Source organism: Marinobacter sp. (assembly GCF_033722735.1).
Lineage (GTDB): Bacteria > Pseudomonadota > Gammaproteobacteria > Pseudomonadales > Oleiphilaceae > Marinobacter.
Window position 1 is genome coordinate 76,096 of record NZ_JAWVYN010000013.1, and the last position, 23,895, is coordinate 99,990.

The 23,895-nt window shown below is 63.4% G+C and carries 21 protein-coding genes; 7 read left to right on the top strand and 14 right to left on the bottom strand.

The window, feature by feature from the left end; genetic code table 11:
* Nucleotides 1-8: 8 nt before the first annotated feature.
* Complete coding sequence (locus tag R3175_RS11290) at nucleotides 9-1,139, bottom strand: class I SAM-dependent methyltransferase (protein WP_318944418.1); 1,131 nt, start codon at nucleotides 1,137-1,139, stop codon at nucleotides 9-11.
* Between the two features lie 259 nt (nucleotides 1,140-1,398).
* Between R3175_RS11290 and R3175_RS11295 the strand changes: the two genes are divergently transcribed.
* A complete protein-coding gene (locus R3175_RS11295; RefSeq protein ID WP_318944378.1) occupies nucleotides 1,399-1,839 on the top strand; it encodes a hypothetical protein in 441 nt (146 codons plus the stop codon).
* A 126-nt stretch (nucleotides 1,840-1,965) separates the two neighbouring features.
* Here R3175_RS11295 and R3175_RS11300 read toward each other — a convergent pair whose 3' ends face one another.
* From R3175_RS11300 to R3175_RS11315, 4 genes are all read right to left on the bottom strand, one after another.
* Nucleotides 1,966-2,817, bottom strand: a complete 852-nt coding sequence (locus tag R3175_RS11300; RefSeq protein WP_318944379.1) for a UDP-2,3-diacylglucosamine diphosphatase — start codon at nucleotides 2,815-2,817, stop codon at nucleotides 1,966-1,968.
* Between the two features lie 149 nt (nucleotides 2,818-2,966).
* Nucleotides 2,967-3,938 carry a class I SAM-dependent methyltransferase gene (locus tag R3175_RS11305; RefSeq protein WP_318944380.1) on the bottom strand — a complete coding sequence of 324 codons (972 nt, stop codon included), beginning with the start codon at nucleotides 3,936-3,938 and terminating at the stop codon, nucleotides 2,967-2,969.
* Between the two features lie 199 nt (nucleotides 3,939-4,137).
* Nucleotides 4,138-4,308, bottom strand: coding sequence for a hypothetical protein (locus tag R3175_RS11310; protein ID WP_318944381.1), 171 nt, complete (start codon nucleotides 4,306-4,308; stop codon nucleotides 4,138-4,140).
* Nucleotides 4,309-4,501: 193 nt separating this feature from the next.
* Nucleotides 4,502-9,385: an NAD-glutamate dehydrogenase gene (locus R3175_RS11315; RefSeq protein WP_318944382.1), complete on the bottom strand. Its 4,884-nt coding sequence runs from the start codon at nucleotides 9,383-9,385 to the stop codon at nucleotides 4,502-4,504.
* Between the two features lie 221 nt (nucleotides 9,386-9,606).
* On the opposite strand from R3175_RS11315, the gene R3175_RS11320 reads away from it, so the two are divergent.
* Genes R3175_RS11320 through R3175_RS11345 form a run of 6 tightly spaced genes read left to right on the top strand, consistent with a single transcriptional unit; the run spans nucleotide 9,607 to nucleotide 16,523 of the window.
* Nucleotides 9,607-10,569: a MoxR family ATPase gene (locus R3175_RS11320; protein ID WP_318944383.1), complete on the top strand. Its 963-nt coding sequence runs from the start codon at nucleotides 9,607-9,609 to the stop codon at nucleotides 10,567-10,569.
* 7 nt (nucleotides 10,570-10,576) lie between these two features.
* Nucleotides 10,577-11,536, top strand: a complete 960-nt coding sequence (locus tag R3175_RS11325) for a DUF58 domain-containing protein (protein ID WP_318944384.1) — start codon at nucleotides 10,577-10,579, stop codon at nucleotides 11,534-11,536.
* A gap of 26 nt (nucleotides 11,537-11,562) precedes the next feature.
* Entirely contained in the window at nucleotides 11,563-12,015 is a 453-nt protein-coding gene (locus R3175_RS11330; RefSeq protein ID WP_318944385.1) for a DUF4381 domain-containing protein, read from the top strand.
* Complete coding sequence (locus tag R3175_RS11335; protein WP_318944386.1) at nucleotides 12,009-13,001, top strand: VWA domain-containing protein; 993 nt, start codon at nucleotides 12,009-12,011, stop codon at nucleotides 12,999-13,001. The genes R3175_RS11330 and R3175_RS11335 overlap by 7 nt, the downstream gene beginning before the upstream one ends.
* On the top strand, nucleotides 12,994-14,814 hold the full coding sequence (locus tag R3175_RS11340; protein ID WP_318944387.1) for a VWA domain-containing protein: 1,821 nt from the start codon (nucleotides 12,994-12,996) through the stop codon (nucleotides 14,812-14,814). The genes R3175_RS11335 and R3175_RS11340 overlap by 8 nt, the downstream gene beginning before the upstream one ends.
* Nucleotides 14,808-16,523 carry a BatD family protein gene (locus R3175_RS11345; RefSeq protein WP_318944388.1) on the top strand — a complete coding sequence of 572 codons (1,716 nt, stop codon included), beginning with the start codon at nucleotides 14,808-14,810 and terminating at the stop codon, nucleotides 16,521-16,523. The genes R3175_RS11340 and R3175_RS11345 overlap by 7 nt, the downstream gene beginning before the upstream one ends.
* Nucleotides 16,524-16,561: 38 nt before the next feature.
* Here R3175_RS11345 and ccmI read toward each other — a convergent pair whose 3' ends face one another.
* Genes ccmI through ccmA form a run of 9 tightly spaced genes read right to left on the bottom strand, consistent with a single transcriptional unit; the run spans nucleotide 16,562 to nucleotide 23,744 of the window.
* On the bottom strand, nucleotides 16,562-17,830 hold the full coding sequence (gene ccmI, locus R3175_RS11350; protein WP_318944389.1) for a c-type cytochrome biogenesis protein CcmI: 1,269 nt from the start codon (nucleotides 17,828-17,830) through the stop codon (nucleotides 16,562-16,564).
* Between the two features lie 55 nt (nucleotides 17,831-17,885).
* Nucleotides 17,886-18,356 carry a cytochrome c-type biogenesis protein gene (locus R3175_RS11355; RefSeq protein WP_318944390.1) on the bottom strand — a complete coding sequence of 157 codons (471 nt, stop codon included), beginning with the start codon at nucleotides 18,354-18,356 and terminating at the stop codon, nucleotides 17,886-17,888.
* A complete protein-coding gene (locus R3175_RS11360) occupies nucleotides 18,356-18,892 on the bottom strand; it encodes a DsbE family thiol:disulfide interchange protein (protein WP_318944419.1) in 537 nt (178 codons plus the stop codon). Before R3175_RS11360 ends, R3175_RS11355 begins: the two co-directional genes overlap by 1 nt.
* Complete coding sequence (locus R3175_RS11365; RefSeq protein WP_318944391.1) at nucleotides 18,892-20,892, bottom strand: heme lyase CcmF/NrfE family subunit; 2,001 nt, start codon at nucleotides 20,890-20,892, stop codon at nucleotides 18,892-18,894. The genes R3175_RS11360 and R3175_RS11365 overlap by 1 nt, the downstream gene beginning before the upstream one ends.
* Before the next feature lie 10 nt (nucleotides 20,893-20,902).
* Nucleotides 20,903-21,364 carry a cytochrome c maturation protein CcmE gene (gene ccmE / locus R3175_RS11370; protein WP_318944392.1) on the bottom strand — a complete coding sequence of 154 codons (462 nt, stop codon included), beginning with the start codon at nucleotides 21,362-21,364 and terminating at the stop codon, nucleotides 20,903-20,905.
* A 21-nt stretch (nucleotides 21,365-21,385) separates the two neighbouring features.
* Nucleotides 21,386-21,616: a heme exporter protein CcmD gene (gene ccmD / locus R3175_RS11375; protein WP_318944393.1), complete on the bottom strand. Its 231-nt coding sequence runs from the start codon at nucleotides 21,614-21,616 to the stop codon at nucleotides 21,386-21,388.
* On the bottom strand, nucleotides 21,616-22,359 hold the full coding sequence (locus R3175_RS11380; RefSeq protein WP_318944394.1) for a heme ABC transporter permease: 744 nt from the start codon (nucleotides 22,357-22,359) through the stop codon (nucleotides 21,616-21,618). Before R3175_RS11380 ends, ccmD begins: the two co-directional genes overlap by 1 nt.
* A 31-nt stretch (nucleotides 22,360-22,390) precedes the next feature.
* Nucleotides 22,391-23,053 carry a heme exporter protein CcmB gene (gene ccmB, locus R3175_RS11385; RefSeq protein ID WP_318944420.1) on the bottom strand — a complete coding sequence of 221 codons (663 nt, stop codon included), beginning with the start codon at nucleotides 23,051-23,053 and terminating at the stop codon, nucleotides 22,391-22,393.
* A gap of 49 nt (nucleotides 23,054-23,102) precedes the next feature.
* A complete protein-coding gene (ccmA, locus tag R3175_RS11390; protein WP_318944395.1) occupies nucleotides 23,103-23,744 on the bottom strand; it encodes a cytochrome c biogenesis heme-transporting ATPase CcmA in 642 nt (213 codons plus the stop codon).
* Nucleotides 23,745-23,895 lie beyond the last annotated feature (151 nt).

The window sequence follows — 23,895 nt, forward strand, 5'->3', positions numbered from 1 at the left end:
ACGGGACACTAATGGCGTGCCTCGAACACCACGAATTTCGGCGTGGCGTCGAGTTGCCGAACCTTGCTGAAATCCCGGCGCAGGGATTTGTGGTAACCCAGGTGCCGGTTCCCGACCACCAGCAGGCGCCCGCCGGAGCGTAAGTGCCTCGAGGCCTGGCGAAACAGCCTTAGGGCAATGTGGTCCCCTACCACCCCGCCCTCGTGGAACGGCGGATTCAACACAATCAGGTCAAACGGGCCCGCATTTCGGTCAATGCCATCGCTATGGCAAAAGGCTACCGTCACCTGGGCGCCCGAGTGGGCCTCCACATTGCGCCGGCAACTGAGCAAGGCCTGACTGGAAACGTCTGAGAACGTCACCTCAAGGTCACTGCGCTGGGCCAGAGCCGCCAGCCCCTGGACGCCATTACCACAGGCCAGGTCGAGTAGCCGGGCGCCGGATGCCAGTTCCCGCGCACACTGGCGCACCCAGGGCAACAGCACCGCAGCACCGACATCCAGGCGGTCTCGCGAAAACACCGCCGGCAAGGCGTCGAGCCGCACCCCGTCGGGCTGAAGCCGGTAACCCTGCCACAAGCCCGGCCAGCCGGCCAAACCGGCCTCGCCGGGGCGACACACCACCACCCGGGCTTTTTTGCGGGCCGGCAATACCTGCTCGGTGTCCACCAACCGCGCAAACACATCCACGCTTCGGTCCGGCAGGTGCTTGATCATGCCCCCGGCAAGCAGCAGGCCGCCGGGCTTCAGTGCCCCATTGGCCCAACGCAGCACATACTCCAGGTAATCCAGTTGACGCGGGATGCGCAGGATCAGGGCGTCAAACCCGCCCTCCGGCGGCGATGCCCAACTGCAAACCGTCGGCGCCGGCAGCCTGTTCCGCTCCGCATTGCCGGCCAGCGCACCGGCAACCGTGGCGCTGTCCGCCAGTACCCCGGGCTGGACGTCCGCCAGCGCCAGGGTCAAGGCACCGAAGCTGTCATCCACCACAACCACCCGCTGCCCCGGCGACAGGCGGCTCCTGGCGGCGTCAATTAACAACTCATCAGCGGCGTCCCAGGCTTGCAGGCTTCGCCCCCGGGCACCCGGCCGGGCCAGGGCCAGTTCGGCCTGGTCGAAATGGAGAATATCAGCTGTCATATCAGGCAATGGATCGCTCATCGGTAACCTGACGCCATTCTAGGCTGATTATTCTAGAAAATAACCCTAAAGTGCTTTTCAAAGAGCCTCTGATTAGCTCCGAATCGCCTCTGCGTGCTCTGAAGGCCAGAGATGATCCAGAGTTAATCAGAGCCTCCTCAGGCTTTGAATGGCGCGCAGCGTCAGCGTGTTCACCCTGATGGTCCGGCTCGTGACGAACGGCCCGGGTCGTCCCAATGACAGAAATGTGAGAGTTCCGATGATCCAAGATTCCATCAAAAGCGGACTGGAGTCCGTACAAACCACCCGCAAGCGCCTGGAAGACCAACTCCGTCCGCAGCTGGACTGGGCAACCGTGGAATTGAAGAAAGTTCTCACCGAGATGGGTGCCGACGTCAGCGAACCGGCCTCACTGAGCGACGTGGTTGAGCAGATCCGCAGCAAGAACCCGTCCCTGCGCGCGCTGGCCCGTCAGTTCGACGTAGCCACCTACGACCTGCGCAAGAAGCTGTGGTGGAACGCCAACATGATGACCGCCTACTTTTCCGACAAGGCCGGCAAGACCTTCGAGGCCGACGTGAAGCCGAAGCTGGTTGAGGCTCGCGACCGCGCCGAAGCCCAGGCCCGCCGGACCGTCGACCAGCTGCGCGAGCTGAGCCAGCAGTTTGGCGGCAAGGCCGAGGAAGCAAGCAAAGATTGATTTCAGGTTGTGCTCCATTCTGGACACATACCTATTTTTGCCCCTTACCCCAGGGGCTTTTTTATTTTTGGGCGGCCCTAAAATGGCCAGGGGCGGCGAACCCTTACCTCCCCCGGCTGCTTCAGTCTATTTCGGTTCGGCGTTCACCTGCTCGATAAACGCCGGCGTCAGTGCATCAATGACCGGTCGCGGCCCGCGAACGAATTCCGGTGCCGGCATCTCCGGTTCCCGCTCAACCAGCCGCGGCTCCTCCGACCAATGCAGGATCTCCAAGCAACCGTTGGCCTGCTCCACCAGCGCGGTACAGTGCTCCACCCAGTCGCCGTCGTTACAATACAGCCCCTCATGACTGCGCAGGAAACCGGCGGAGTGGATGTGACCACAGATGAAACCGTCATAATGCCCCCGTTCGGCAACGGTCAACGCGGCCATCTCGAAGCGGCGAATAAAGGACCGGGCCTTACCTATGCGGGTTTTCACCCAGGCTGCCAGTGACCAGTAGGGTTTTTTCCGCAACCGGCGCCAGGCATTAAACCATCGGTTGAGGCGAAGCAGCAGGCCGTGCGCCCGGTCTCCCACGAGCAACATCAACGGGCTACAACGCACCACCTGGTCGAACTGGTCACCGTGGCACACCACAAAGCGGCGGCCGTCGGCGGTGGTATGGATGGCCTTCTGGCGCAGTTCAATGCCCGACAGGGTCTGACCACAGAAATGCCGCATGAATTCGTCATGGTTGCCCGGCACATAGATGACCCGGGTCCCACCCGCGGCAATGTCCATAATCCTGCGGACAATGGCCTGGTGCGACTCGGGAAAGTGCACCCGGCGCTGCATGGCGATCAGATCGATGATGTCACCGACGAGATACAGGGTGTCGCACTCGACGGTGGCCAGAAAATCCAGCAGGTACTCGGCCTGACAGTCTGCCGAGCCCAGGTGCACGTCCGAGATGAATACACTTCGGTATTTGTACATCAGCAGCCTCCCGCTTGCTTAGGGCACCTCTGAATCCCCCTTGATCCTCCCGAGAGTCAACACTGGATCAGGAGTTGTTCGGGGGCTCCTCAGATCTGTTCCTAAGGTCCCGCAGCGGAATGACGGCGATGTGACAGACTCAGGACATTTCAGTGACGTTTGGCGCTGTAGACGGTGAATCTCGGGTCCTGGGCCACCACACGGGCCGGCCCGACATGCCGATTGATCAACCGCTCGTAGGGCAGGAAACGGTTGGCCACCAGGCGCAACTCGCCGCCGGACGTCAGGTGGCGGGCGGCCTGGGCCAGAAACCGCTCGGTCATGGAGGTATCGTTGCGAACGCCACTGTGGAAGGGAGGGTTGGTCACGATGGCGGCATACCGTCCCGAAACGTCCGCCAAGCCGTCGCCCGGTGAGATCTGTCCGTGGGCACCCGCGCGCAGGTAGGTTTGCCGGGCACACTCGACGGCCTGGGCCTGCACATCCACGCCGTCCACGGTCAGGGATTGTCCCTGGTCCGCCGCCCAGCCCTGTAACCAGGCCCCGATCACGCCAGCCCCACAGGCAAAATCAAGCACCGGCCCGGCAACCGGTTCCCCGGCCAGGGACTGCAGCAGCAGCCGGGTACCCTTATCCAGCCGGCCGTCGCTGAAGATCCCCGGTAACCCGGCAACGTCCACGGCAACCCCAGCCTCCTCGACGGTGTGCCAGGTCAGCCAGTCCGCAATCGACAGGGCGGACAGCGAGGTTACCGATTCCGCCAGCCACACCTGGCAGTGGCGGGCACTGTCCACCTTGGCGACGGAACCGGAGATGGCCTTCAGGCGCTTGACCGCACTGGCAATGCCCTCACGCTTCTCCCCCAGCAGGACCAGCCGCCCAGCCGGTGCCAGCAGGGCGCCGGCGAGGCGGAGCCGAAGTTCCAGCTCGGCCTTGGCCTTGGGCATGAACACCACCACCGTGTCGGCCTGTCCGTAAGGGTTCGCCGGATCGAAATAGCCAAATAACGGTTGCCACTGCCCGCTACCGCTCAGGGACTGGAAGACACCGTAATGATCCGTCACCACGCACGCCTCCCCGGACACTTGCCCCAACACCGTGGTATCAGACAACCCGATCATCACCGGGCATCCACCAACAAGAAGGTCGCGGTTTTTCAAAAGCGCTGCGTGGGAATTCAACATGGAAGGCGGTATCCCGTTGGAGAATTGGAAACGGGATACTTTAGCGTGATTACGGCCCGGAGTCTCGCCCCGGGCCTAGCCAGCAGGCCACTGGCGCCGGTGCCCCCCAGCGCCTGGTGCCGGAATGACCTGATGCTTACTTGTAACCGGCGACGGTGCCTACCCGGAGGGCATCTTCGGGGGACATGTCCCACTCCGCGGATTTGACCTGGGACGCACTGTTCACGCCCGGCTTCTGGTCGTACCGGGCAGTTCTGGACTTACGCTGGCTCAATGCACTGATCGCCTTATCGATGACCTGTCGCATACTGTGGTACCTCCTCAATCTACAGGGACAGTATACAAGCGACGAGGAGGGTCACATGTTGACGTGATTCACGATTTTTTGACATTTATTGACATTCTTCATGCCAATAATCGGTCACTTTCTGGCACCCCTGAGCCCTGCCGCAACCAGACAGCAGCTCCCAGGTGGACACCACCGCCCGCTCGGGGCGGCATCAGCTGGACACCGCCCCCTCCTGCCCCACCGAGGTGTGGATGGTGCTCTGGGCCAGGTCCAGCAATTCGCGTAGGGCCACGGAGAACATGGCGTACTCCGGTTCACGAACCCCCTTGAGTTCGGTGAGCATGCTGCGCCAGCGCTTGACCATCGGCTTGTACTGGGCGATCCAGCTCTCGACGCATTTCTCTGCCCCTTCCACCCGGCAGGCCAGGTTCAGGACCCCCGTGGTCAGGGCCCGCTGCTGCCAATCCAGGTCTTCGCGGAAGCTCTCCCGGGCCAGGGCCTGCCAGTGGGAGGCGGGCACCAGGTCGGCGATGGCGCTCGCAAACCAGGTCAGCTCCAGCTTGTCGCCCAGGGTGTAGTAGAGGTTGGCGACGGACTTCAACGGCATGCCCGTCGCTTCCTTCGCCTCAATAATGCCGAGGGTGGAATAGAGGTAGTCACACCCGGACACCACAGCGGCCAGATCCTCGGGTACCCCCTTGGCCACCAGCGCCTCATTCTTCTTGCTCCAGTCGGCTTTCGCCTGCTCGCCCAGGTATTCCCCAAGGTTGGCCGCAATCAGGCCAATACTCTCGGAGAAGCGGTCCATGTGCGTCTCGATATCCAGCTCGGCCCGCCGGTTCCGCAACAACCACCGCACCGCCCGCCGGATCAGGCGCATCAGGCTGTTCATCAGTTCCATCTGCAACTGGGCCGGGACCTTGTAATCCAGCGCTTCCACCTTGTCCCACCAGGTGTCCAGGCGGAAGATGTCCCGCGCGATGATCCAAGCCAGGGCAATGGCTGACGACGATGCCCCGGTGGACTGGCTCAGACGCTCGACGAAGGTGATCCCCATGTGGTTGACCATATCGTTGGCCACCTGGGTGGCGATGATCTCACGCTTCAACTGGTGGGCGTCCAGTTCCGCTGCGAACTTCTTCACCATGGTCTGGGGAAAGACTTTGTGCATTTCATGGGTCAGCAAGGGCTCATCGGGCAGGTCGCTGTCGATCAGTGTCTGCTTCAGGTCGCCCTTGACGTAGGAGATCAAAACCGACAACTCGGGACGGGTCAGTCCCTTCTTGTCCAGCTTGCGCTCGGTAAGCGTTTCATCATCCGGCAGGAACTCCAAGTCCCGGTTGAGCTTGTCCGCCTGTTCCATCGAGTTCATCAACCGCCGGTATTCCTCCAGCCGGGTCGCAGCCTCCAGGTTGGCGATGCTCAGCGCCTGGGTCTGGCGATAGTTGTTCTTCAACACCAGCTGGGACACATCGTCAGTCATCTCAACCAACAACTGATTGCGCTGCTTCTCGGTCAGGTCGCCATTGGCCACCACGCCGTTGAGCAGAATCTTCATGTTGACCTCGTGGTCGGAACAGTCCACACCACCGGCATTATCAATAAAGTCGGTGTTCAGGCGTCCGCCCCGAAGTGCATACTCAATCCGCCCCAGCTGCGTCATGCCCAGGTTGCCGCCCTCGCCCACCACCTTGCAACGCAGCTCCGAGCCGTTGATGCGCAGGCCATCGTTGGCCTTGTCCCCGACATCGCCGTGTGCCTCGCTGGCCGCCTTGACGTAGGTGCCGATACCGCCAAACCAGAGCAGGTCCACCTGGGCCTTGAGGATATGGCTGATCAGCATGTTCGGGGGCACCCGGTCGGCCTTGATATCCAGCAGCTTCTTCATCTCCGCACTGACCGGGATCGACTTGGCGCTTCGGCTGAACACGCCGCCCCCCTTGGAGATCAGCTCCGGGTTATAGTCGCTCCAGGCGGAACGGGGCATGGCGAACAACCGCTCCCGCTCGGCGTAGCTCTTGGCCGGATCGGGCTCGGGATCGATAAAGATGTGCATGTGGTTGAAGGCAGCCACCAGCCTGGTTTTGTCCGAGCGCAGCAGGCCGTTGCCGAACACGTCTCCGGCCATATCCCCAATGCCAATGGCGGTGAATTCATCGGTCGCCGGGTTGATCCCCAGTTCCCGGAAGTGCCGCTCCACCGACACCCAGGCGCCCTTGGCGGTGATGCCCATTTTCTTGTGATCGTAACCGTTGCTGCCCCCAGAGGCGAAGGCATCGCCCATCCAGAAGCCATACTCGGCCGCCAGGCCGTTGGCAATGTCCGAGAAGGTGGCGGTACCCTTGTCGGCGGCCACCACCAGGTAATGGTCGTCCTCGTCATGACGGATGAGCCGATCAGGCGGCCGGATCTCGCCGTCCACCAGGTTGTCGGTAACATCCAGCAGCCCCCGGATAAAGCACTTGTAGGCTTCCACCCCCTCCTGGTGAAAGGCATCGCGGTCCGAGGGATCCGGCAGCTTCTTGGCGACAAATCCCCCCTTGGCCCCCACCGGCACGATGACGGCATTCTTCACCTGCTGGGCTTTGACCAGGCCGAGGATTTCGGTGCGGTAGTCCTCGAAACGGTCCGACCAGCGCAGGCCGCCCCGGGCCACGCGGCCACCCCGCAGATGCACGCCTTCCACCCGGGGCGAGTAGACAAAGATCTCGAACATCGGCATGGGCAGTGGCATATCGGGAATGCTGGCCGGGTCGAACTTCAGGGAGATGTAGTTCTTGGGCTGGTCCTTATCGAGCTGGAAGTAGTTGGTGCGCAGGGTTGCCTGCATCAGCTCCAGGTACAACCGCAGCACCCGGTCTTCGCTGAGATTTTCAACGCTGTCCAGTTCGGAGGTGAATTCAATCTCCAGTTTCTGCTGGCCCGCCACGCTCTTGGTGTCACTGCCGTACCGGTCCGGATTGAACCGGACCTCGAAGAATTCCAGCAGCAGCCGCGCCAGCTCCACATGATTGACCAACGTGTTGGAGATGAAGGTCTGACTGTTGGAGATGCGGATCTGGTGCATGTAGCGGGCGTAGGTACGCAACAACGCAATTTCCCGCCAGCCCATGTACGACGACAGCAGCAGCCGGTTAAAGCTGTCGTTCTCCGCCTCGCCATACCATACCCGGCGGAACAGGTCCTCGAAGATCGGCTTGATGCGGTGAATATCCACCACCACCCCACTGCCGGCCTCCAGGGAGAAGTCGTGAATCCACACCGTGCGGTCATTGCGATCCACCACCTCGAAGGGATGTTCACCAATGACACGGAACCCCAGGTTGTCAAAGATGGGCATCACGTCGGACAGCGGCAGCGGCTCGTCCGGGTGGAACAGCTTGAAGTGGAAGGTACTCTCGGCCTCCTCGAGCGCCCGGTAGAAACTCATGCCGAGCCGCTTGTTGTTGACCACGCCGGTAATGTATTCGAGATCGATGGCCGCACGCCGGGGCGAGAACATATCCTGATAGGAGGCGGGGAAGGCGGAACTGAACAGATGGAAGATCTCGTTGCCCCGCTCCTCACCGTAGGTCTCACTGAGGGCCTCGTCCAGACCGTCGCGCCAGGACTGTGCCAGTTCGATGATCCGTTCCTGCAGCTCAGCCGTGGGCAGCTGGCGGTTTTCCACCCGGGGAACGCGGACGGTGAACTGGACCCGTGCCAGCACCGACTCGGAAAAATGGGTCACGAACTCGATGTCCTGGGCCTCCAGGCTCTCGCACAGTACCTGCTCCACTTTCAACCGTAGCTCGGTGTTATAGATGTCCCTGGGAAAGAAGCACAGGCAGGTGACAAACTGCGCGTACAGATCCTCCCGCATGAACAACCGCACCTTGCGCCGCTCCTGGATGTAGTGAATGTCCAGGGCGGTTTTCAGCAGTTCCTGGTGATCAATCTGGAACAGCTCGTCCCGCGGGTACACCACCAGGATCTGTTCCAGCTCCTTGCCGGCGTAGTCGTCCCTCAGGAAACCGGAATTGGCCATCACCGCTTCCACCTTGCGCCGCAGCAAGGGAATCTCGTCCGGACGCTCGTTGTAGACCCGGGAGGTGTACAGGCCCAAGAACCGGTGTTCGCCAACCACCTCCCCCTTGTCATTAAACTTCTTGACCGCGATGTAGTCGGGATAGGCCGGTCGGTGCACCCGGGAACGCTGGGCGGACTTGGCAAAGATGAAGATGTCCTCGGTGCGGGTCATTTCCTGCCGCGTGCGCTTGGGCATCTCGCTCAACCGCACCTTGTCCGGACGCTCGTTGTTGACCCGCAGAATCCCCAGCTCGGAATTGGCCACCCGCTGGACGACGGTGCCCTTGCGGTCCTTGGCGAAGTCGTATTCGTCATAACCCAGAAAGGTAAAGCGGTCCTGCGACAGCCACTTGAGAAAGGCCCGTGCCTCTTCCCTGTCCTCATCGCTGATTTTGGCGGCCGTGGTGTCCAGTTCCTGAATACACTGCTCGATCTTCTCGGTGACCAGCGGGAAATCGTCAACGGCGATGCGGACTTCGTGCAGCACGCCCTGGAACACCTCCTCCAGTTCGGTCAGGTCCCTGGGATCGCTGTGCCGGTCGATTTCCAGCACGATAAAGGCTTCGTAGTCGGTCTTCTTGGTGGACCGCTTGCGGGTATGCAGTTTCTTCAACTTGCCGCTGCGATCACGGTCCACCTGCAGCACCGCATGGTGAATGGTGTGGATACCGATCTCCCGCTGGTTGATGGCAATCCGGATGGAGTCGATCAGAAACGGTATGTTCGGGTGCAGGATAAAAATGATGGTATGGGGTGACTGCCAGCCGTCACTCTCCAGGTCGGCGTTGAACACCGCAACCGGTGACTCGTCCGCCTTGCGGGTCTGGAAGAACTGCCAGGCCGCCAGTATGGAACCGTAGGTATCCGAGAATCGTCGACTGACCAGTTCGTCCAGTGGCATGTGGGACAGGTACTGGACGGCAAAATCATTGAGTCGCTTGGCTTCCGATTTTTCGATCTTTTCAGCAAATGCTTCCGACAACTGTTCTAAAAACTGCTCTTTGCTGGCCACAGTCAGCGCGTTCATGATCAACCTCGGTCAGTTTAATGAAATGTTAATCTTCCGGAGCAAACCGACGATTGCCACCCGACCGCCAGCGATCCGCGCCTTCCTGACCACAGATCGCCGGGCGCAAACCCAGGGGCTGTCACACAAGCATAGTCAAGCCCTTGATTTTTGCCGACCAGCCCCGAAAACTGGAACAACTTTTAAGGTCCGCAAATACACCTATGGAGCAGAATCTGCCGATGTCGCTACAGCACACCTTTGGGGAACTCAGGGATCAACTGGCCAAACGGATCATCGGTCAGGAAAAACTGGTGGAACGGCTGCTGATTGCCCTGTTGGCCGACGGCCACCTGCTGGTCGAGGGTGCTCCGGGGCTGGCCAAGACCACCGCCATCAAGGCCCTGGCGGATCATCTTGAGGGGGATTTTCACCGCATTCAGTTCACCCCCGACCTGCTGCCCTCGGATGTGACCGGCAGTGAGATCTACCGCCCGGAGACCGGCCAGTTCGAGTTCCAGAAAGGGCCGATCTTTCACAACCTGGTGCTGGCCGACGAGATCAACCGGGCACCGGCCAAGGTGCAGTCGGCCCTGCTGGAGGCCATGGGCGAGCGGCAGGTGAGCGTTGGCCTTCGGACCTTCCCGCTCGATCGACTGTTCCTGGTGATGGCCACCCAGAACCCGATCGAACAGGAAGGCACCTACCCCTTGCCGGAGGCCCAGCTCGACCGCTTCCTGATGCACGTGGTGATCGACTACCCGTCACCCGAAGCCGAGCGGGCCATCCTGCACCTGGCCCGGAACGAGTACAACGCCGGCCTGGCGCCGGTTGACGTGCGGCTGACGGCCGACCAGGTATTCGAGGCCCGGCGCGCCATCGCCGATGTTTTCATGTCCGAGGCGGTGGAGGACTACCTGCTTGCCTTGATCCTCGCCAGCCGCGATCCGGCCAGCCTGGACCCGGAGCTGGACCGCTGGACCTCCTTTGGCGCCAGCCCCCGCGGTACCATTGCCCTGGACCGCTGCGCCCGTGCCCTGGCCTGGCTCAGTGGACGGGACTACGTGACCCCCGACGATGTCCGAAACGTGGCGTTTGATGTGCTGCGTCACCGGCTCCTGCTGACTTTCGAGGCCGAAGCTGAAGGCATGACGCCCGACACGGTCATTCAGCGACTGATCGATACCGTCCCGGTGTCCGCCTGAGGCGTTTATGTCCGCTACCATGAGGGCTCCGGATACCGCCACCCACATCACCCTGCCCGAACTGATCCGGCTGCAGGCCGATGCCCGGGCCTTGCGCCTGCCGAGTGCCCGCCCGGTCAGCAGCCGACAGGCCGGTCTGCAGCGTTCACCGCGCAAGGGACGGGGGATGGCCTTCGCGGAAGTCCGTCCATACCAGGCCGGCGATGACATTCGCAGCATCGACTGGCGGGTCACCGCGCGCCGGCAGACGCCGCACACCAAGCTCTACGAAGAAGAGCGAGAGCGCCCGCTGCTGCTGATTTGCGAGCTGGGCAATTCGCTGTGTTTCGGCAGTGTGGGGGCGTACAAACAGGTCCGTTGCGCCCAGTTGGCGGCCCTGCTGGCCTGGCTCGGGCTCTGGTCCGGCGATCAGGTCGGCGGTATTGTGTTCAACGACCGCCGTATCGATGTGTTACGCCCCGCCCGGCGCAAGAAAACGGTGCTCCGGCTGCTGGACGATCTGGCCGAGTTCCAGCACCAGCCGGACGATCCGCTGCCCCCTCGTGGCCCGAGTACGCCGGCAGCGATCACTCTGGATACGGCCCTGCAGGAGGCCCTGCGGGTAAGCCACACCGGTGGCCGGGTGTTCGTACTCAGCGATTTCCTTTCAGTAACCGACGACACCACTGCCTTGCTGGCCAGTCTCTCGCGCCACAATACGGTCACGGCATTGCGGATCCTAGATCCACTCGAGCAGGCGCTGCCCGAGTCGGGGCGCTACGCCGTGGCCAGTCCTGACGGCCCGCTGTGGTTTGACGCCAGTGACTCTCGCCTGCAGGCAGCGTTTGCCGCCCGGGTCCAGCAGCACGAAGCCCGTCTGGCGCAGTGTTTCCGCCGGTCGGCGGTGGAAGTCCAGGCGGTCTCAACCGCGGATGATCCCGCGGTGATCCTGAAATCAGCGCTGGGCCCCCGTGGCCAACTGAGGTAACCCGCGACACCATGGAACAGGACCCTTTGAGCCAACTACGCGACATCCACCTGCCGGAACCCGGTGGTTTCTGGCCCCCGGCACCGGGCTGGTGGGCCTTGGCACTGATCGTCATGGTGCTGGTAACGGTCCTTGCGATCTGGCTGGTACGCAAACACCGCCGCAATCGCTGGATTGCCCTGGCACTGGCGGAATTGGACGCCCTGGCGGAACAGCAACGCCGGGATACCGCCTGGTTTGTCCGCCTTAACGAGCTACTGAAACGGAGCGCCCGCCACCGGTATCCGGACCGGGTTCCCGAAGCCCTGAGTGGCCAGAGCTGGATCGACTTTCTACTGGAAACCAGCCCGAGGGACCGCATCGCCGCCCGGCCGGTGGTGGCGGCGCTGGTCGCCAGCAGCTGGCAACCACGGCCGAGCTGCAATCCCGACCAGGCCCTGGCGGTCAGCCGCCAATGGCTGAGGGGGCAACGATGTTGACGCTGGCCTATCCCTGGTTACTGATCCTGCTGGCACTGCCGCTGCTGGCCCGCCTCCGCAAAGCGCGTCAGCGCCCGGTCCAAGCCCCGGTGCTGCCGGTGGAGCCCTGGTTGCGTGACCTGCCCGGTGTCAGCCGGCAGGGCGACAGCCTGTCGCCGTGGCACCGCTGGCTGCTACTGATCGCCTGGGGCCTGTTGGTGGTGGCACTTGCCCGGCCCCAACAGGTGGGCGAGCAGGTGCAGATGCCCATCACCGGCCGCGACCTGTTACTGGCGGTGGACATATCCCCCAGCATGGACGAGCGCGACATGGTGGTCCAGGGGCGCACCATCAACCGGCTGCAGGCGGTCAAGCGGGTGTTGAGGGAGTTCATCGTCAAGCGCCAGGGGGATCGCCTGGGGCTGTTGCTGTTCGGCAGCCAGCCCTACATCCAGGCGCCGCTCTCCTTCGACCACGAGACCATCAACACCCTGCTGGACGAAGCCGGCATTGGCATGGCCGGCCGGGCCACCGCCATTGGCGATGCCATAGGCCTGGCCATCAAGCGTCTGCGGGACCGCCCGGAAGGCCAGCGCGTGGTGATCCTGCTCACCGACGGCGCCAACACCGCCGGTGAGGTGGCCCCGGACACCGCCACCGACATTGCCCGGGATGCCGGCGTGCGCATCTACACCGTCGGCATCGGTGCCGAGTCCCTGATTCAGCGCGGTCGGCGAATCAATCCGTCCCGGGACCTGGACGAGGCACTGCTCAAGCGCATTGCGGAACAGACCGGCGGACGCTATTTTCGGGCCCGCAGCCTGCCCGAACTGGAATTGATCTACGAAAGCATCAACCAGCTGGAGCCCATCGAACTGGACGGCCAGTTCTATCGGCCGGTGACCGAACTGTTCTTCTGGCCGGCTGGCATCGCGACAACGATCTGGCTGATGTTGCAACTAATGGTGGCCATAGCCGCCGTGAAACGGGAGTTGCGCCATGGCTGACTTTCATTTCCTGCGTCCCGCCTGGCTCCTGCTGATGCTGGTCATCCCGCTGCTACCGTTGCTGTGGCGGTTCCGTGCCAGCGGTGACAGCGGTTGGGCCCGCATTATTCCCGCCCACCTGCTGGCGCCCCTGGTGGGGAGCAGCAGCAACGGACGAGCCAACCGCGGCAAGCCGGTCATCCTCCCGGCGTTGACGGTGGCGGTGCTTTCACTGGCCCTTGCCGGCCCGGCCTGGCGCGAAGCGCCCACACCCTTGCAACGCCAGAACGACAGCCTGGTGATCATCCTAGACCTGTCGTTGTCGATGCTCGCCACCGACGTGCAGCCGGACCGCCTGACCCAGGCCAAGCGCAAGGTACGCGATATCCTGGCGGTTCGCCGGGCCAGCCTGACCGCCCTGGTGGTGTACGCCGCGGATGGTCACGTGGTGGCGCCGCTGACCGACGATCAGCGCACCATCGAAGGCATGCTCGATGCCCTCGATCCACTGATCATGCCGGCCACCGGCAACCGGGCCGATTTGGCGGTGGCCCAGGCGCTGGCCTTGCTGGCGAATGGCGCCCCGGGTTCGGGACGCATGCTGCTGATCACCGACGATGTCCATCCCCGCTACCGGGATGCCATCGTCCGCCGGCTCGATGGCGCCCCCTACCCCCTCGACACCCTGGTGGTCGGCACCGAGAGCGGTGGCCCCATCCCGCTGGCCCGGCGTGGCTTCATTCGGGACCAGGGCGAGATCGTGGTGAGCAAGGCCAATCCCGCCCGCTTGGCAGAGCTGGCCCGGGCCAGCGGAGGACAAAGTCATCCCCTGACCCTCGATGGCCGGGACATCCAGGCGCTGCAATTGAGCTCTGAAGACAGCGACGATTGGCAGGACGCCGAGCGGGACCTGACCGTCGCCCGCTGGCAGGATGACGGCTATTGGCTGCTGTGGGCCATCCTCCCCCTGCTGTTATTGGGCTGGCACCGGGGCACGCTGTTGCTGCTACTGACCGCCGTGGTCCTGCCAACGCTGCCCAGACCCGCCCTGGCACTGGAGTGGGACGACCTGTGGAGCCGCCCGGACCAGCGGGGCGAGGCCCTGATTGCCGAAGATCCCGAGGCTGCGGCCAAACGTTTCCAAGATCCCCAGTGGCAGGGCAGCGCCCTGTACCGGGCCGGCGACTACGAGGCGGCCGCTCAGGCCTTTGCCGCTGCCGACAGCGTATCCGCCGCCTACAACCGCGCCAACGCCCTGGCCAAGGCCGGCGAGCTTGAGGAGGCCCTGGCCGGCTACGAGTCCGTGCTCGAACGGGCACCGGACCATGCCGACGCCCGGGCCAACCGCGATCTGGTCAAGCAGTTGCTGGATCAACAGCAGCAACAGCAATCCGGCCAGAGCCAACAGAATCCACAGAACGGCGAGGGGGATCCGCCAGCGGAGAGTGACAGCAACGGCCAGTCGCCGCCCTCGTCCGGTGACGGTGACCAAGGCGACGGCGACAAACAAAGCTCCGACAGCCCCCAGGACAAGCGCCGGGGCGACTCGCCGGGAGAGCAACAGGGGCAACCGTCACAGCAAGACGAGTCGAGTGCCGAGCCGCCTGAGGACACCGACGCCGATAGCCGAACGAGCAGCGGTGACGAAGACCAGCAGCCCCCCGAAGGGCAACCGGCGCCGCTGGGCGAGCTGGACACCTCCCCCCTGAGCCAGGGCCAGGAACAGTGGCTGCGGCGGGTGCCGGACGACCCCGGCGGCCTGCTGCGACGCAAGTTCCTGCACCAATACCAGGACCGAGCCACCCAACCCGATGAGAGCGACACACCATGGTAAGCCGCCTGAAAATACTACTGGTCTTGCTGATGCTACCGCTGCTGCCGGCCCATGCCGCCAACCTGACGGTGGAGCCCAGCCGAACCGAACTCTACGAAGGCGAAACCCTGACCCTGGTGGTGAAATCGAGCATGAAGCTGTCGTTCAGCCTGGACAACATCTTCGATCTTGGCATGCCGGATCTGCCGATGCCCGATATCGACAAGCTGGAGCCGGATTTCAAGGTGCTGTCCCAGAATCAGCGCTACAGCGTCCAGACCATCAACGGGGAAATGCACGGCGACGTCACCTGGACCTTCGAAATCGCGCCCACCCGCACGGGGGACCTGCAGATTCCGGCGTTGAGCTTCAAGGGCGCGACTTCTGAGCCCATCGACATTACCGTCAAGGCCGGCACCGCACCCGATGCCGCCGGCAACCCGAAGCCGGCCTTCATCGAGCTGTCCGCCGACAAGGACCGCCTGTACGTACAGGAACAACTGGTGGTGACAGTGCGGCTGTTCTTCACCGGCAACCTGATCCGGGGCGAGCTATCGGAACCGGAACACCCCACCGCGTTGATTGAAACCCTGGGCACCCAACGGGAATACAAACGGTTCCGCGACGGCCGGGAATACCGAGTGGTGGAGCGCCGCTACGCCATTTTCCCGCAGCAGCCGGGTACCCTGACCTTCCCGCCACTGCGGTTCGAAGGGCAGAGCCGGGCGCCCACCGGCCAGTTGAGGTACCTTCGGGACAGCGCGGAGCTGTTCGAGATCCCGGTGCAGGCACCGCCCGCCGAGTTTTCCGGCGGCACCTGGCTACCGGCCAGCAGTCTGACCCTCACCGAAACCGGCCTGCCCAGCGCCCCCACCATCGACCAGGGCCAGAACCTGTCCCGCACCCTCACCCTCAAGGCCCAGGGCCTGACTGCCGAAGCCCTGCCCCCGTTGCCCACGGAGGTCCCCGACGGCTTACGGGCCTATCCCGACCAGGCCGAGCGCCACACCGAGGCCGGTGCCAGTAGCCTGATTGGCAGCCTCACCCAGTCGTCGGCGTTGGTGGGAGTCGCACCCGGCGAGGTGGTCCTGCCGGAAATCCGCATTCCCTGGTGGGATACCACCACCGACAGTGAGAAAGTCGCCGTGTTGCCCGCCCGCACCCTGACCATTGTCGGTGCACAGGCAGCGCCAACTACGCTTCCAGAGCCCGAACCGCCTCAGCCCGCCGTCTCCGCGGAGCCGGTCGCCTCCACCTCCGCCAACGGCTGGCCATGGCCCTGGATCAGTCTGGTGCTGGCCTGTGGCTGGCTCGCTACCCTGCTGCTGTGGTGGCGTCGGCGAGCCACCACCAGGCCACCGGCACCGGTCTCGCCCAGGGCGGCCACGGGCGAACAGGCGTTATTCCAGGTGGTATGCAGCGCCGCTCGCCAGGGGCGTGCCGACACCCCGGAATTGCTGTTGAAATGGTACAACCGGTACCAGGGCCGGCGCCGGTTTCACACCCTGTCCGAGCTGCTGGCGCACCTACAGGATGACGAGCTGACAGACCAGCTCAATCGACTGCAGGGCCACCATTTTGCCCGCAACGCGACGCAGCCCGCCGCATCGGAATGGCACGGTGAACGACTGGTAGAACTTTTGAAGGGGTTGCGGCGGCCGGCTGCCGGAGCTCCGAAGGATCAGGGGCTGCCCCCACTCTACCCCGCCGGCCTGACCGGTCGGAGCTGATCGGCCCGAAGCCGGGGGGCAGTTGCGAGGCAAGACCGTCAGGGCAGCTGGCGGTCGATGGTGACGGTGACCGGCGCTTGTGGCTCCGCCGTGACCGCCACGGGGTCGGCCAGTTGGCCCTGCCAGTCCCCGGCTTGCGGCAATGGGTTGCCGGACATCGACAACCGGGCGCTCACCACCACCTCCGCCCGGTCGGAAATACGCAGGGTCGGATTCATTGCGAAACTGTCGTCCAGGTGGAGCTGCAGCGGCAGATCCGCCGCTCGACGGCGGGCCACGGCAACCGGTGGTGCTCCCTGCGCCCCGGGAGAGCGGGCAATCACAAACAGGGTGGTGTCCGGCGGCACCTCGCCCGTCAGCGCCTCGGCCAGCTCCACGCGCACCGTTACCCCCGCGGATTCAGCCTCCGCCTGTGCCGCAGTCGCAGCGGGATTGTCCAGCCCGAGGGCCTGGTAGGCCTGGTCGATCCCTTCTTCAATGGCCGCTCGCTGGGGATGGTCCGGAGCCACGGCGACGATTCTCTCCCAATAGTCGATGGCATCCCGGAACTGTTCTTTGCTGAAGGCATTGATGCCCAACAACCCCAGGGCATTCACCTCGTCCGGATTCAGCGCACGGGCCTTGTCAATGGCACGGCTCACCGCCTCGGTCAGCTCACCGCGGGAGTCGAAGAACAGCGCCTGGGCCGACAGACCCCAGGCCACCGCCCGTGCCTGGTCGTCCGGCACCACCGAGGCCAGACGCTCAAACGCCCAGGCGGCCTCCGGGTAACGCTCGATTCGCATGTAGGAACGACCCAGCATGGCCCAGCCGTCCGGGTTGTCCGGGCTGGCCTGCAGCCGCTCGCGAAGCTGTGCTGTCAGTTGCTCCATCTGCGCGAGCCGGTTGTCGTCGTCGGACGCCATCGCCAGCATTGACCGGTACTGTTGCACCTGGTCCATGGCACCCCATTGCTGGTACAGGTAGACCGCCGCCGCAGGCACCACGATCAGGCTGGCCAGAGCGACGACCACCGCCGAGGTACGGCGACCTCCGCGAATCGGTTTAGCCGTGCCACTGCTGCTGACATCGTCCAACAGGCTGCCTTCCAGTTCGTCCTTGAGCTGGCGATGACCTTCCGCGTCGAGAATGCCAGCGGCCAGCTCCCGGTCAAGCTCTTCCAGTCGGCTGCGATAGGCCAGCAAGTTCTGCTGACGCAGATCCGTATGATCCTGTCGAACAGAACGCGCGAAGAACAGGGGGTAAACGACGAAGGCCAGGGCCAGGAGAATCAGGACCGTTGCGGCCAGCCAGAAAGTGGTTGTCATAGATGGGCCATTAATCACTCAATGAAACGGGTTCAGTAGACACGGAGAGATGGGATCAGACCCCACCGTCCCGATCGCGCAGCAGCTGCTCCGCCCGACGACGTTCTTCTTCCGACAGGGGCGGCTCGGCACCACCCTGTTGGCGGGCCCGTATGACGAGGCCGACCACCACCAGCAGGCCACCGAGGACCGCGAGCAATGGGGTTGCCCACAGCAGCGCCGTACGCTGATTGAAATCGGGCTTGTACAGCACGAATTCACCGAATCGGCTGACTAGGGCATCGGTCACCTGTTGGTCGGTGGCGCCATCCTGCATCATCCGATAGACCTCATCGCGCATGTCCTTGGCGATGGGCGCGTCGGAGTCGGCGATGTTCTGGTTCTGACACTTGGGACAGCGCAGCTCCGAGATCAGCTCACGAAACCGCTCCTGTTCGCTGGCGGATTCAAACGGATACACATCGGTGGTGGCCTGCACCACCTGCGGCATTATCAGGAGCCAGAGGGCAATCAGGAAAGGACGCATCAGCCCTCCTTGGCGTACTGGTCGACCACGGGCCGGAGGGTCTCCTGCCAGACCCGGGGTGTGATCACGCCCACGTGCCGGTAACGGACAATGCCGTCGGCATCGATCACGTAGGTCTCCGGCGCACCGTAAACACCAAGATCAAACCCCAGCCTGCCCTGCGGATCGTACAGACTCAGCGCGTATGGGTTGCCCAGCTTATCCAGCCATTCCAGGGCCAGGTCCCGGTTGTCCTTGTAGTTGAGGCCGACGATACGCACACCTTCGTCGCGGGCCAGCCACACCAGGTCGTCGTGTTCGTCCCGGCAGGAGGGACACCAGGTGCCCCAGACGTTCAACAGGGAGACCTCGCCCTGGAACACATCGTCATGGTGGACCCGGTCCGGATCCTGCAGATCCGCCAGGGAGAACACCGGCACCGGCTTGCCGATCAGCGCCGATTCCAGCTGGGTCGGGTCCTTACCAATTCCGGCAAACAGGACAATGCCCAGGGCAACCGCCAGCAACACCGGGATAAACATCAATACGCGTCTCATCATACGGCTTCCGCCACTCCTTCGTCCTGACCACCAGGGCGGCGAGCCGCCTTGGCAGTCGCCCCTGAACGCACCTTGATCCGGTAACGCCGGTCGGCAATGGCCAGCGCACCGCCAACCGCCATGAACAGCGCGCCGAGCCACAGCCACCGGATCAGCGGCTTGTACTGCAGGCGCACGGCCCAGGCATCATCGCCGACCCGCTCACCCAGCGCGACAAACAGGTCGCGGGTCAGACCGGCATCAATACCGGCTTCGGTCATCACATTACGTTGAACCCGGTATTGACGTTTCTCCGGGTACAGCGTCGCAATCAGCCGGCCATCCCGGGTGATGTCGAACCGGCCGTACTGGGCCACAAAATTGGCCCCCTGGCGCTGTCCGACCTCGCTGAAGGTGAAGCGCAGGTCGCCGATCTCCGCCGTATCGCCTGGGCTCATGCGCACATCCCGTTCCACCCCGTAGTTGGACACCACCGTGGCCCCGGCCATGGTGATGGCCACGCCCAGATGGCCCAGCACCATGCCGTAATAGCTGCGGGACTGGCGCTTGAGACCGTGCCAGCGGCCATGGCGGGAGGCGGACTTGTCCCACAGGTCCAGGAACGTGGCAACCGCCACCCAGCACGCCGACAGCAAGCCGGCGAAGGCCCAGGGCGAGAAACCGCCATACACCACCAGGGTTGCGCAGGTCAGCACCAGGCTGATGGCGGCCGGCCACAGCAGCTTGCGGCCCAGCCAGCCGCCGTCGGTGCGTTTCCAGCGGGAGAAGATCCCCGCCCCCAGCAGGAAGCCGACCGCAATCGCCAGCGGGCTGAAGGTGACGTTGTAGAACGGCTCGCCGATCGACAGGCGGCCCGCCCCCAGATAATCCAGCACCAGCGGGTACAGGGTCCCCACCAGAACCAGCAGCATCGCCGCCACCAGCAGCACATTGTTCAGCAACAGGAAGATTTCCCGGGACAGCGCCCCATAGCGGGACCGGGTGTGCACCACCGGGGCCCGAAAGGCATACAACGCCAGGCTGGAGACGATGGTGATGGCCAGCAGACCCAGCAGGAAGGCGCCCCGGGTGGGGTCGGAGGCAAAGGCGTGGACCGACGTCAGCACGCCGGAGCGGACCAGGAAGGTGCCCAGCAGGCTCAGGGCGAACGTCACAATGGCCAACAACACCGTCCAGGACTTGAAGACGCCCCGTTTCTCGGTCACCGCCAGGGAATGGACCAATGCGGTCCCCGCCAGCCAGGGCAGCAGCGAAGCATTCTCCACCGGATCCCAGAACCACCAGCCGCCCCAGCCCAACTCGTAGTAGGCCCACCAGCTACCCAATGCGATGCCCACAGACAGGAACGACCAGGCCACGGTGGTCCAGGGCCGTGACCAGCGGGCCCAGGCCGCATCCAGCCGGCCATTGATCAGGGCGGCAATGGCAAAGGCAAAGGCCACCGAAAAGCCGACGTAGCCCATGTAGAGCATCGGCGGATGAACAATCAGGCCGAAGTCCTGCAACAGCGGGTTGAGGTCGGCGCCGTCGGCCGGCACATTGGGCAACAGGCGATCAAACGGGTTGGAGGTGATCAGGATGAACAGCAGGAAGCCCACCGATACCATGCCCATCACCGACAGCACCTGGGCAATCATCACCGTTGGCAGTCGCCGGCTGAACACCGCCACCGCCAGGGTCCAGCCGGTCAGCATCAGGATCCATAGCAACAGGGAGCCCTCGTGCCCGCCCCACACGGCACTGAATTTGTAGTACCAGGGCAACAGGCTGTTGCTGTTGTTGGCCACGTAGGCGACGGAGAAATCGTCCGTCACGAAGGCGTGAGTGAGCAGGCCAAAGGCAATGGCCACGAACACAAACAGGCCGCTGGCCAGGGGCCGCGCGAAGGCCTGCAGCTGTTCCCGGCCGCTAATCGCCCCCACCAGCGGTACGGTTGCCAGAAGCCCGGCAAGCAACAGGGCCAGGATCAGGCTGAATTGACCAAGTTCGGGATACATCGAGGCTACCTCACTGTGCCGGGCCGGATTCGGCATAGGGGCTTTCGACACCGGCTTTTTTCAGGGCGTCGCTGACTTCCGGCGGCATGTAATTTTCATCGTGTTTGGCCAGCACCTGCTCCGCGACAAATATCCCGTCCGACTGCAGGCGGCCCACGGCGACAACGCCCTGCCCTTCTGCGAAGAGGTCCGGCAGAATGCCGGTGTACTGAACCGGCACCGAGGAGGCAAAGTCCGTCACCTTGAAGCTCACCGTGAGATCCTCCTCGGCGCGCACCACCGAGCCCTGTTCGACCATGCCGCCGGCCCGGATGCGGACCTCGGTCGGCGCCTCGCCGGCCGCAATCTGGCTGGGGTCGTAGAACAAATTGATGTTCTGCCGCAGGGCGTAGGTGGTCAGACCCACCGCAATACCCACCCCGACCAGCAGGAACAGGATGACGGTCAGTCGTTTTTTTCGAAGCGGATGCATGGCCACAATAGCTACTCGACCTCAGGATGGATGAATTCGGGAAAAGCTGGCGGCAGCGGGTGCCTGGGCAGGGGCACCGGCCTCCTCCAGTCTGAGCAGCCGACGCTGCTCACGAAGTACGGCATTCCGGCGGGAACGGGACCACAAGGCCAGACCGGACAGGAACAGCACGAAGGCGCCGTAACACACCCAGACATAGGGCCCATGTCCTTCCATGGCCCAAAAGGCGGAGAGTGAATCAAACGCCATCATCAGTGCCCCCCTTCTTGGACCAGATCCCGGACCCAGCGGGTCCGGCGCTCACGCCACAGAATCTCGGTCTGCATTCGATAACAGGCCAACCAGCCAAACCATAGGTAAAGACCGAGAACCGACAGCAACAGCGGTACCCACATCTCCGGCGGCATGCTGGGTTTTTCGGTCAGCTTGAAGGTGGCGGGCTGATGCAGGGTGTTCCACCACTCCACCGAATACTTGATGATCGGGATATTCACCACACCCACCAGGATCAGCACCGCCACCGCGCGAGCGGAGCCCTTGTCGTCGGAGATCGCGCTGCCGAGCACAATGACGCCAAAATACAGGAACAGCAGGATCAGCATGGAGGTGAGCCGGGCATCCCAGATCCACCAGGTGCCCCAGGTGGGCTTGCCCCACACCGCACCGGTGAACAGGGCCAGAAACGTCAGCACCGCGCCAACCGGTGCCACCGAGCGGACAAACAGGTCGGCGAGCTTCATCCGCCAGACCAGGGTCACCAGCGCGGCCACCGCCATCATGATGTAGACTGACTGGGCGAGGAAGGCGCTGGGTACGTGAATAAAGATGATGCGATAACTGTTGCCCTGCAGGTAATCCTTGGGGGCAAAGGCCAGTCCCCAAACCAGCCCCGCCACCAACAGTCCGACACCCAGGACCAGCAGCCAGGGCATCAGTTTGTTGGCCATGCCGTAGAACCACTTGGGCGAGCCAAACTTGTGAAAAAGCGTCCACATCCGGTAATTACCTTCCTATCGACCTTTCCGGTTAACTGTTCGACAAACTGATCCTGAGCGCCGAGGCAGCCGCAAACGGGGCCAGAGTCAGCGCCAGCACCAGAAAAGCCGCCATCAGGGCCAGGTAGCCCTGCACCGGCGCGCCTTCGGTTGCCGCTGCCACGGTCCCGGTGCCGAAGATCAGCACCGGAATGTACAGCGGTATGATCAATAACGACAGCAGCACCCCTCCGGCCTTGAGACCCAGGGTCAGTGCCGCCCCGATCGCGCCGATCAGGCTCAGTACCGGAGTGCCGATCAGCAGCGTTAGACATAGAACTGCAATGGAGTTCCCTTCGAGGTGCAGCATGACGCCCAATACCGGCGCCAGCACCACCAGTGGCAACCCGGTCAACAGCCAGTGGGCCAGGCTCTTGGCCAGGACCAGCAGGAACAGCGGTTGCGGTTGCAGCACCATCTGCTCCAGCGTGCCGTCGTCAAAGTCGTGCCGGTACAGGTGATCCAACGACAGCAGCGTTGACAACAGCGCCGCCACCCACAGGATACCGGTTCCGGCCTGCTGGAGAAATGACACTTCCGGGCTAACACCTAAGGGGAACAGGGTCACCACCATGAAAAAGAACAACAGCGGGTTCAGCAAATCCTGCCGTTGGCGGAAACTGGAGCGCAGGTCACGCCGCACCACCGCCCACATGGCATGGCCGGTGCCGACATGGACTGTCGCAACTTTGACCCTTGGCGCATTACCCGTCATTGACAGCCCCTCCCTGCCCGAGTCGTAAACGGGCCATTCCCGGCAACTCGAGGTCGTGATGGGTGGTCACCACCACCGCCCCGCCCTGCTCGGCATGCTGTACCAGCAACCGTTCCACTCCCGCCACACCGTGGGCATCCAGTGCGGTGAAGGCTTCGTCCAGGATCCACAGGGGTTCATCAGAAATCAGCAACCGGGCCAGCGCCACCCGGCGCTGCTGCCCCGCCGACAGTTGCCGGCAGGGCACGTCGTGATAACCGTGCAGGCCGGTACCGTCCAGTGCCTGCCGAAGGGTGTCGCCGTTCACCGGGCGACGCGCCGCCGTCAGGGCTTGCAGGTTTTCCAGGGGGGTCAGCAGCGGTTTGATGCCCGGTCGATGGCCCAGATAGAGAAGATTGCGCAAAAACTGTTCCCGTCGATGATGTCGCGGGGCGCCCAGCCAACGGACTTCGCCACTGTAACTGTCGTTAAGGCCAGCCAGAATGCGCAGCAGGGTGGTCTTGCCGGCACCATTCGGTCCTTCAACACGGGTAATGCTGCCGGGTTCGATGGAGAAGCCAAGCCCCTGAAAGAGAACACGATTGTCACGTTCACACTGTAAATCGACAGCCTGTAAAAGCGGCTCGGTCATCAGGGCCTCAGAACATCGGCAATGCCTTGACCAACCGGTCACGGTCGCCTTCTCCCCTTTACATGAAGTTGGCTACACGTTCCCATAACATCAGTCACTCAAGTCACTGCGTAACGGCTTGGACATTGAAAAAAGCCCCATTGGGGGGCAA

Excerpts from the sequence above, each read along its gene's own strand:
- R3175_RS11290 (WP_318944418.1), bottom strand. The coding sequence starts at position 1,139 with ATGACAGCTGATATTCTCCATTTCGACCAGGCCGAACTGGCCCTGGCC.
- R3175_RS11295 (WP_318944378.1), top strand. The coding sequence starts at position 1,399 with ATGATCCAAGATTCCATCAAAAGCGGACTGGAGTCCGTACAAACCACC.
- R3175_RS11300 (WP_318944379.1), bottom strand. The coding sequence starts at position 2,817 with ATGTACAAATACCGAAGTGTATTCATCTCGGACGTGCACCTGGGCTCG.
- R3175_RS11305 (WP_318944380.1), bottom strand. The coding sequence starts at position 3,938 with ATGATCGGGTTGTCTGATACCACGGTGTTGGGGCAAGTGTCCGGGGAG.
- R3175_RS11310 (WP_318944381.1), bottom strand. The coding sequence starts at position 4,308 with ATGCGACAGGTCATCGATAAGGCGATCAGTGCATTGAGCCAGCGTAAG.
- R3175_RS11315 (WP_318944382.1), bottom strand. The coding sequence starts at position 9,385 with ATGAACGCGCTGACTGTGGCCAGCAAAGAGCAGTTTTTAGAACAGTTG.
- R3175_RS11320 (WP_318944383.1), top strand. The coding sequence starts at position 9,607 with ATGTCGCTACAGCACACCTTTGGGGAACTCAGGGATCAACTGGCCAAA.
- R3175_RS11325 (WP_318944384.1), top strand. The coding sequence starts at position 10,577 with ATGTCCGCTACCATGAGGGCTCCGGATACCGCCACCCACATCACCCTG.
- R3175_RS11335 (WP_318944386.1), top strand. The coding sequence starts at position 12,009 with ATGTTGACGCTGGCCTATCCCTGGTTACTGATCCTGCTGGCACTGCCG.
- R3175_RS11340 (WP_318944387.1), top strand. The coding sequence starts at position 12,994 with ATGGCTGACTTTCATTTCCTGCGTCCCGCCTGGCTCCTGCTGATGCTG.
- R3175_RS11345 (WP_318944388.1), top strand. The coding sequence starts at position 14,808 with ATGGTAAGCCGCCTGAAAATACTACTGGTCTTGCTGATGCTACCGCTG.
- ccmI (WP_318944389.1), bottom strand. The coding sequence starts at position 17,830 with ATGACAACCACTTTCTGGCTGGCCGCAACGGTCCTGATTCTCCTGGCC.
- R3175_RS11355 (WP_318944390.1), bottom strand. The coding sequence starts at position 18,356 with ATGCGTCCTTTCCTGATTGCCCTCTGGCTCCTGATAATGCCGCAGGTG.
- R3175_RS11360 (WP_318944419.1), bottom strand. The coding sequence starts at position 18,892 with ATGAGACGCGTATTGATGTTTATCCCGGTGTTGCTGGCGGTTGCCCTG.
- R3175_RS11365 (WP_318944391.1), bottom strand. The coding sequence starts at position 20,892 with ATGTATCCCGAACTTGGTCAATTCAGCCTGATCCTGGCCCTGTTGCTT.
- ccmE (WP_318944392.1), bottom strand. The coding sequence starts at position 21,364 with ATGCATCCGCTTCGAAAAAAACGACTGACCGTCATCCTGTTCCTGCTG.
- ccmD (WP_318944393.1), bottom strand. The coding sequence starts at position 21,616 with ATGATGGCGTTTGATTCACTCTCCGCCTTTTGGGCCATGGAAGGACAT.
- R3175_RS11380 (WP_318944394.1), bottom strand. The coding sequence starts at position 22,359 with ATGTGGACGCTTTTTCACAAGTTTGGCTCGCCCAAGTGGTTCTACGGC.
- ccmB (WP_318944420.1), bottom strand. The coding sequence starts at position 23,053 with ATGTGGGCGGTGGTGCGGCGTGACCTGCGCTCCAGTTTCCGCCAACGG.
- ccmA (WP_318944395.1), bottom strand. The coding sequence starts at position 23,744 with ATGACCGAGCCGCTTTTACAGGCTGTCGATTTACAGTGTGAACGTGAC.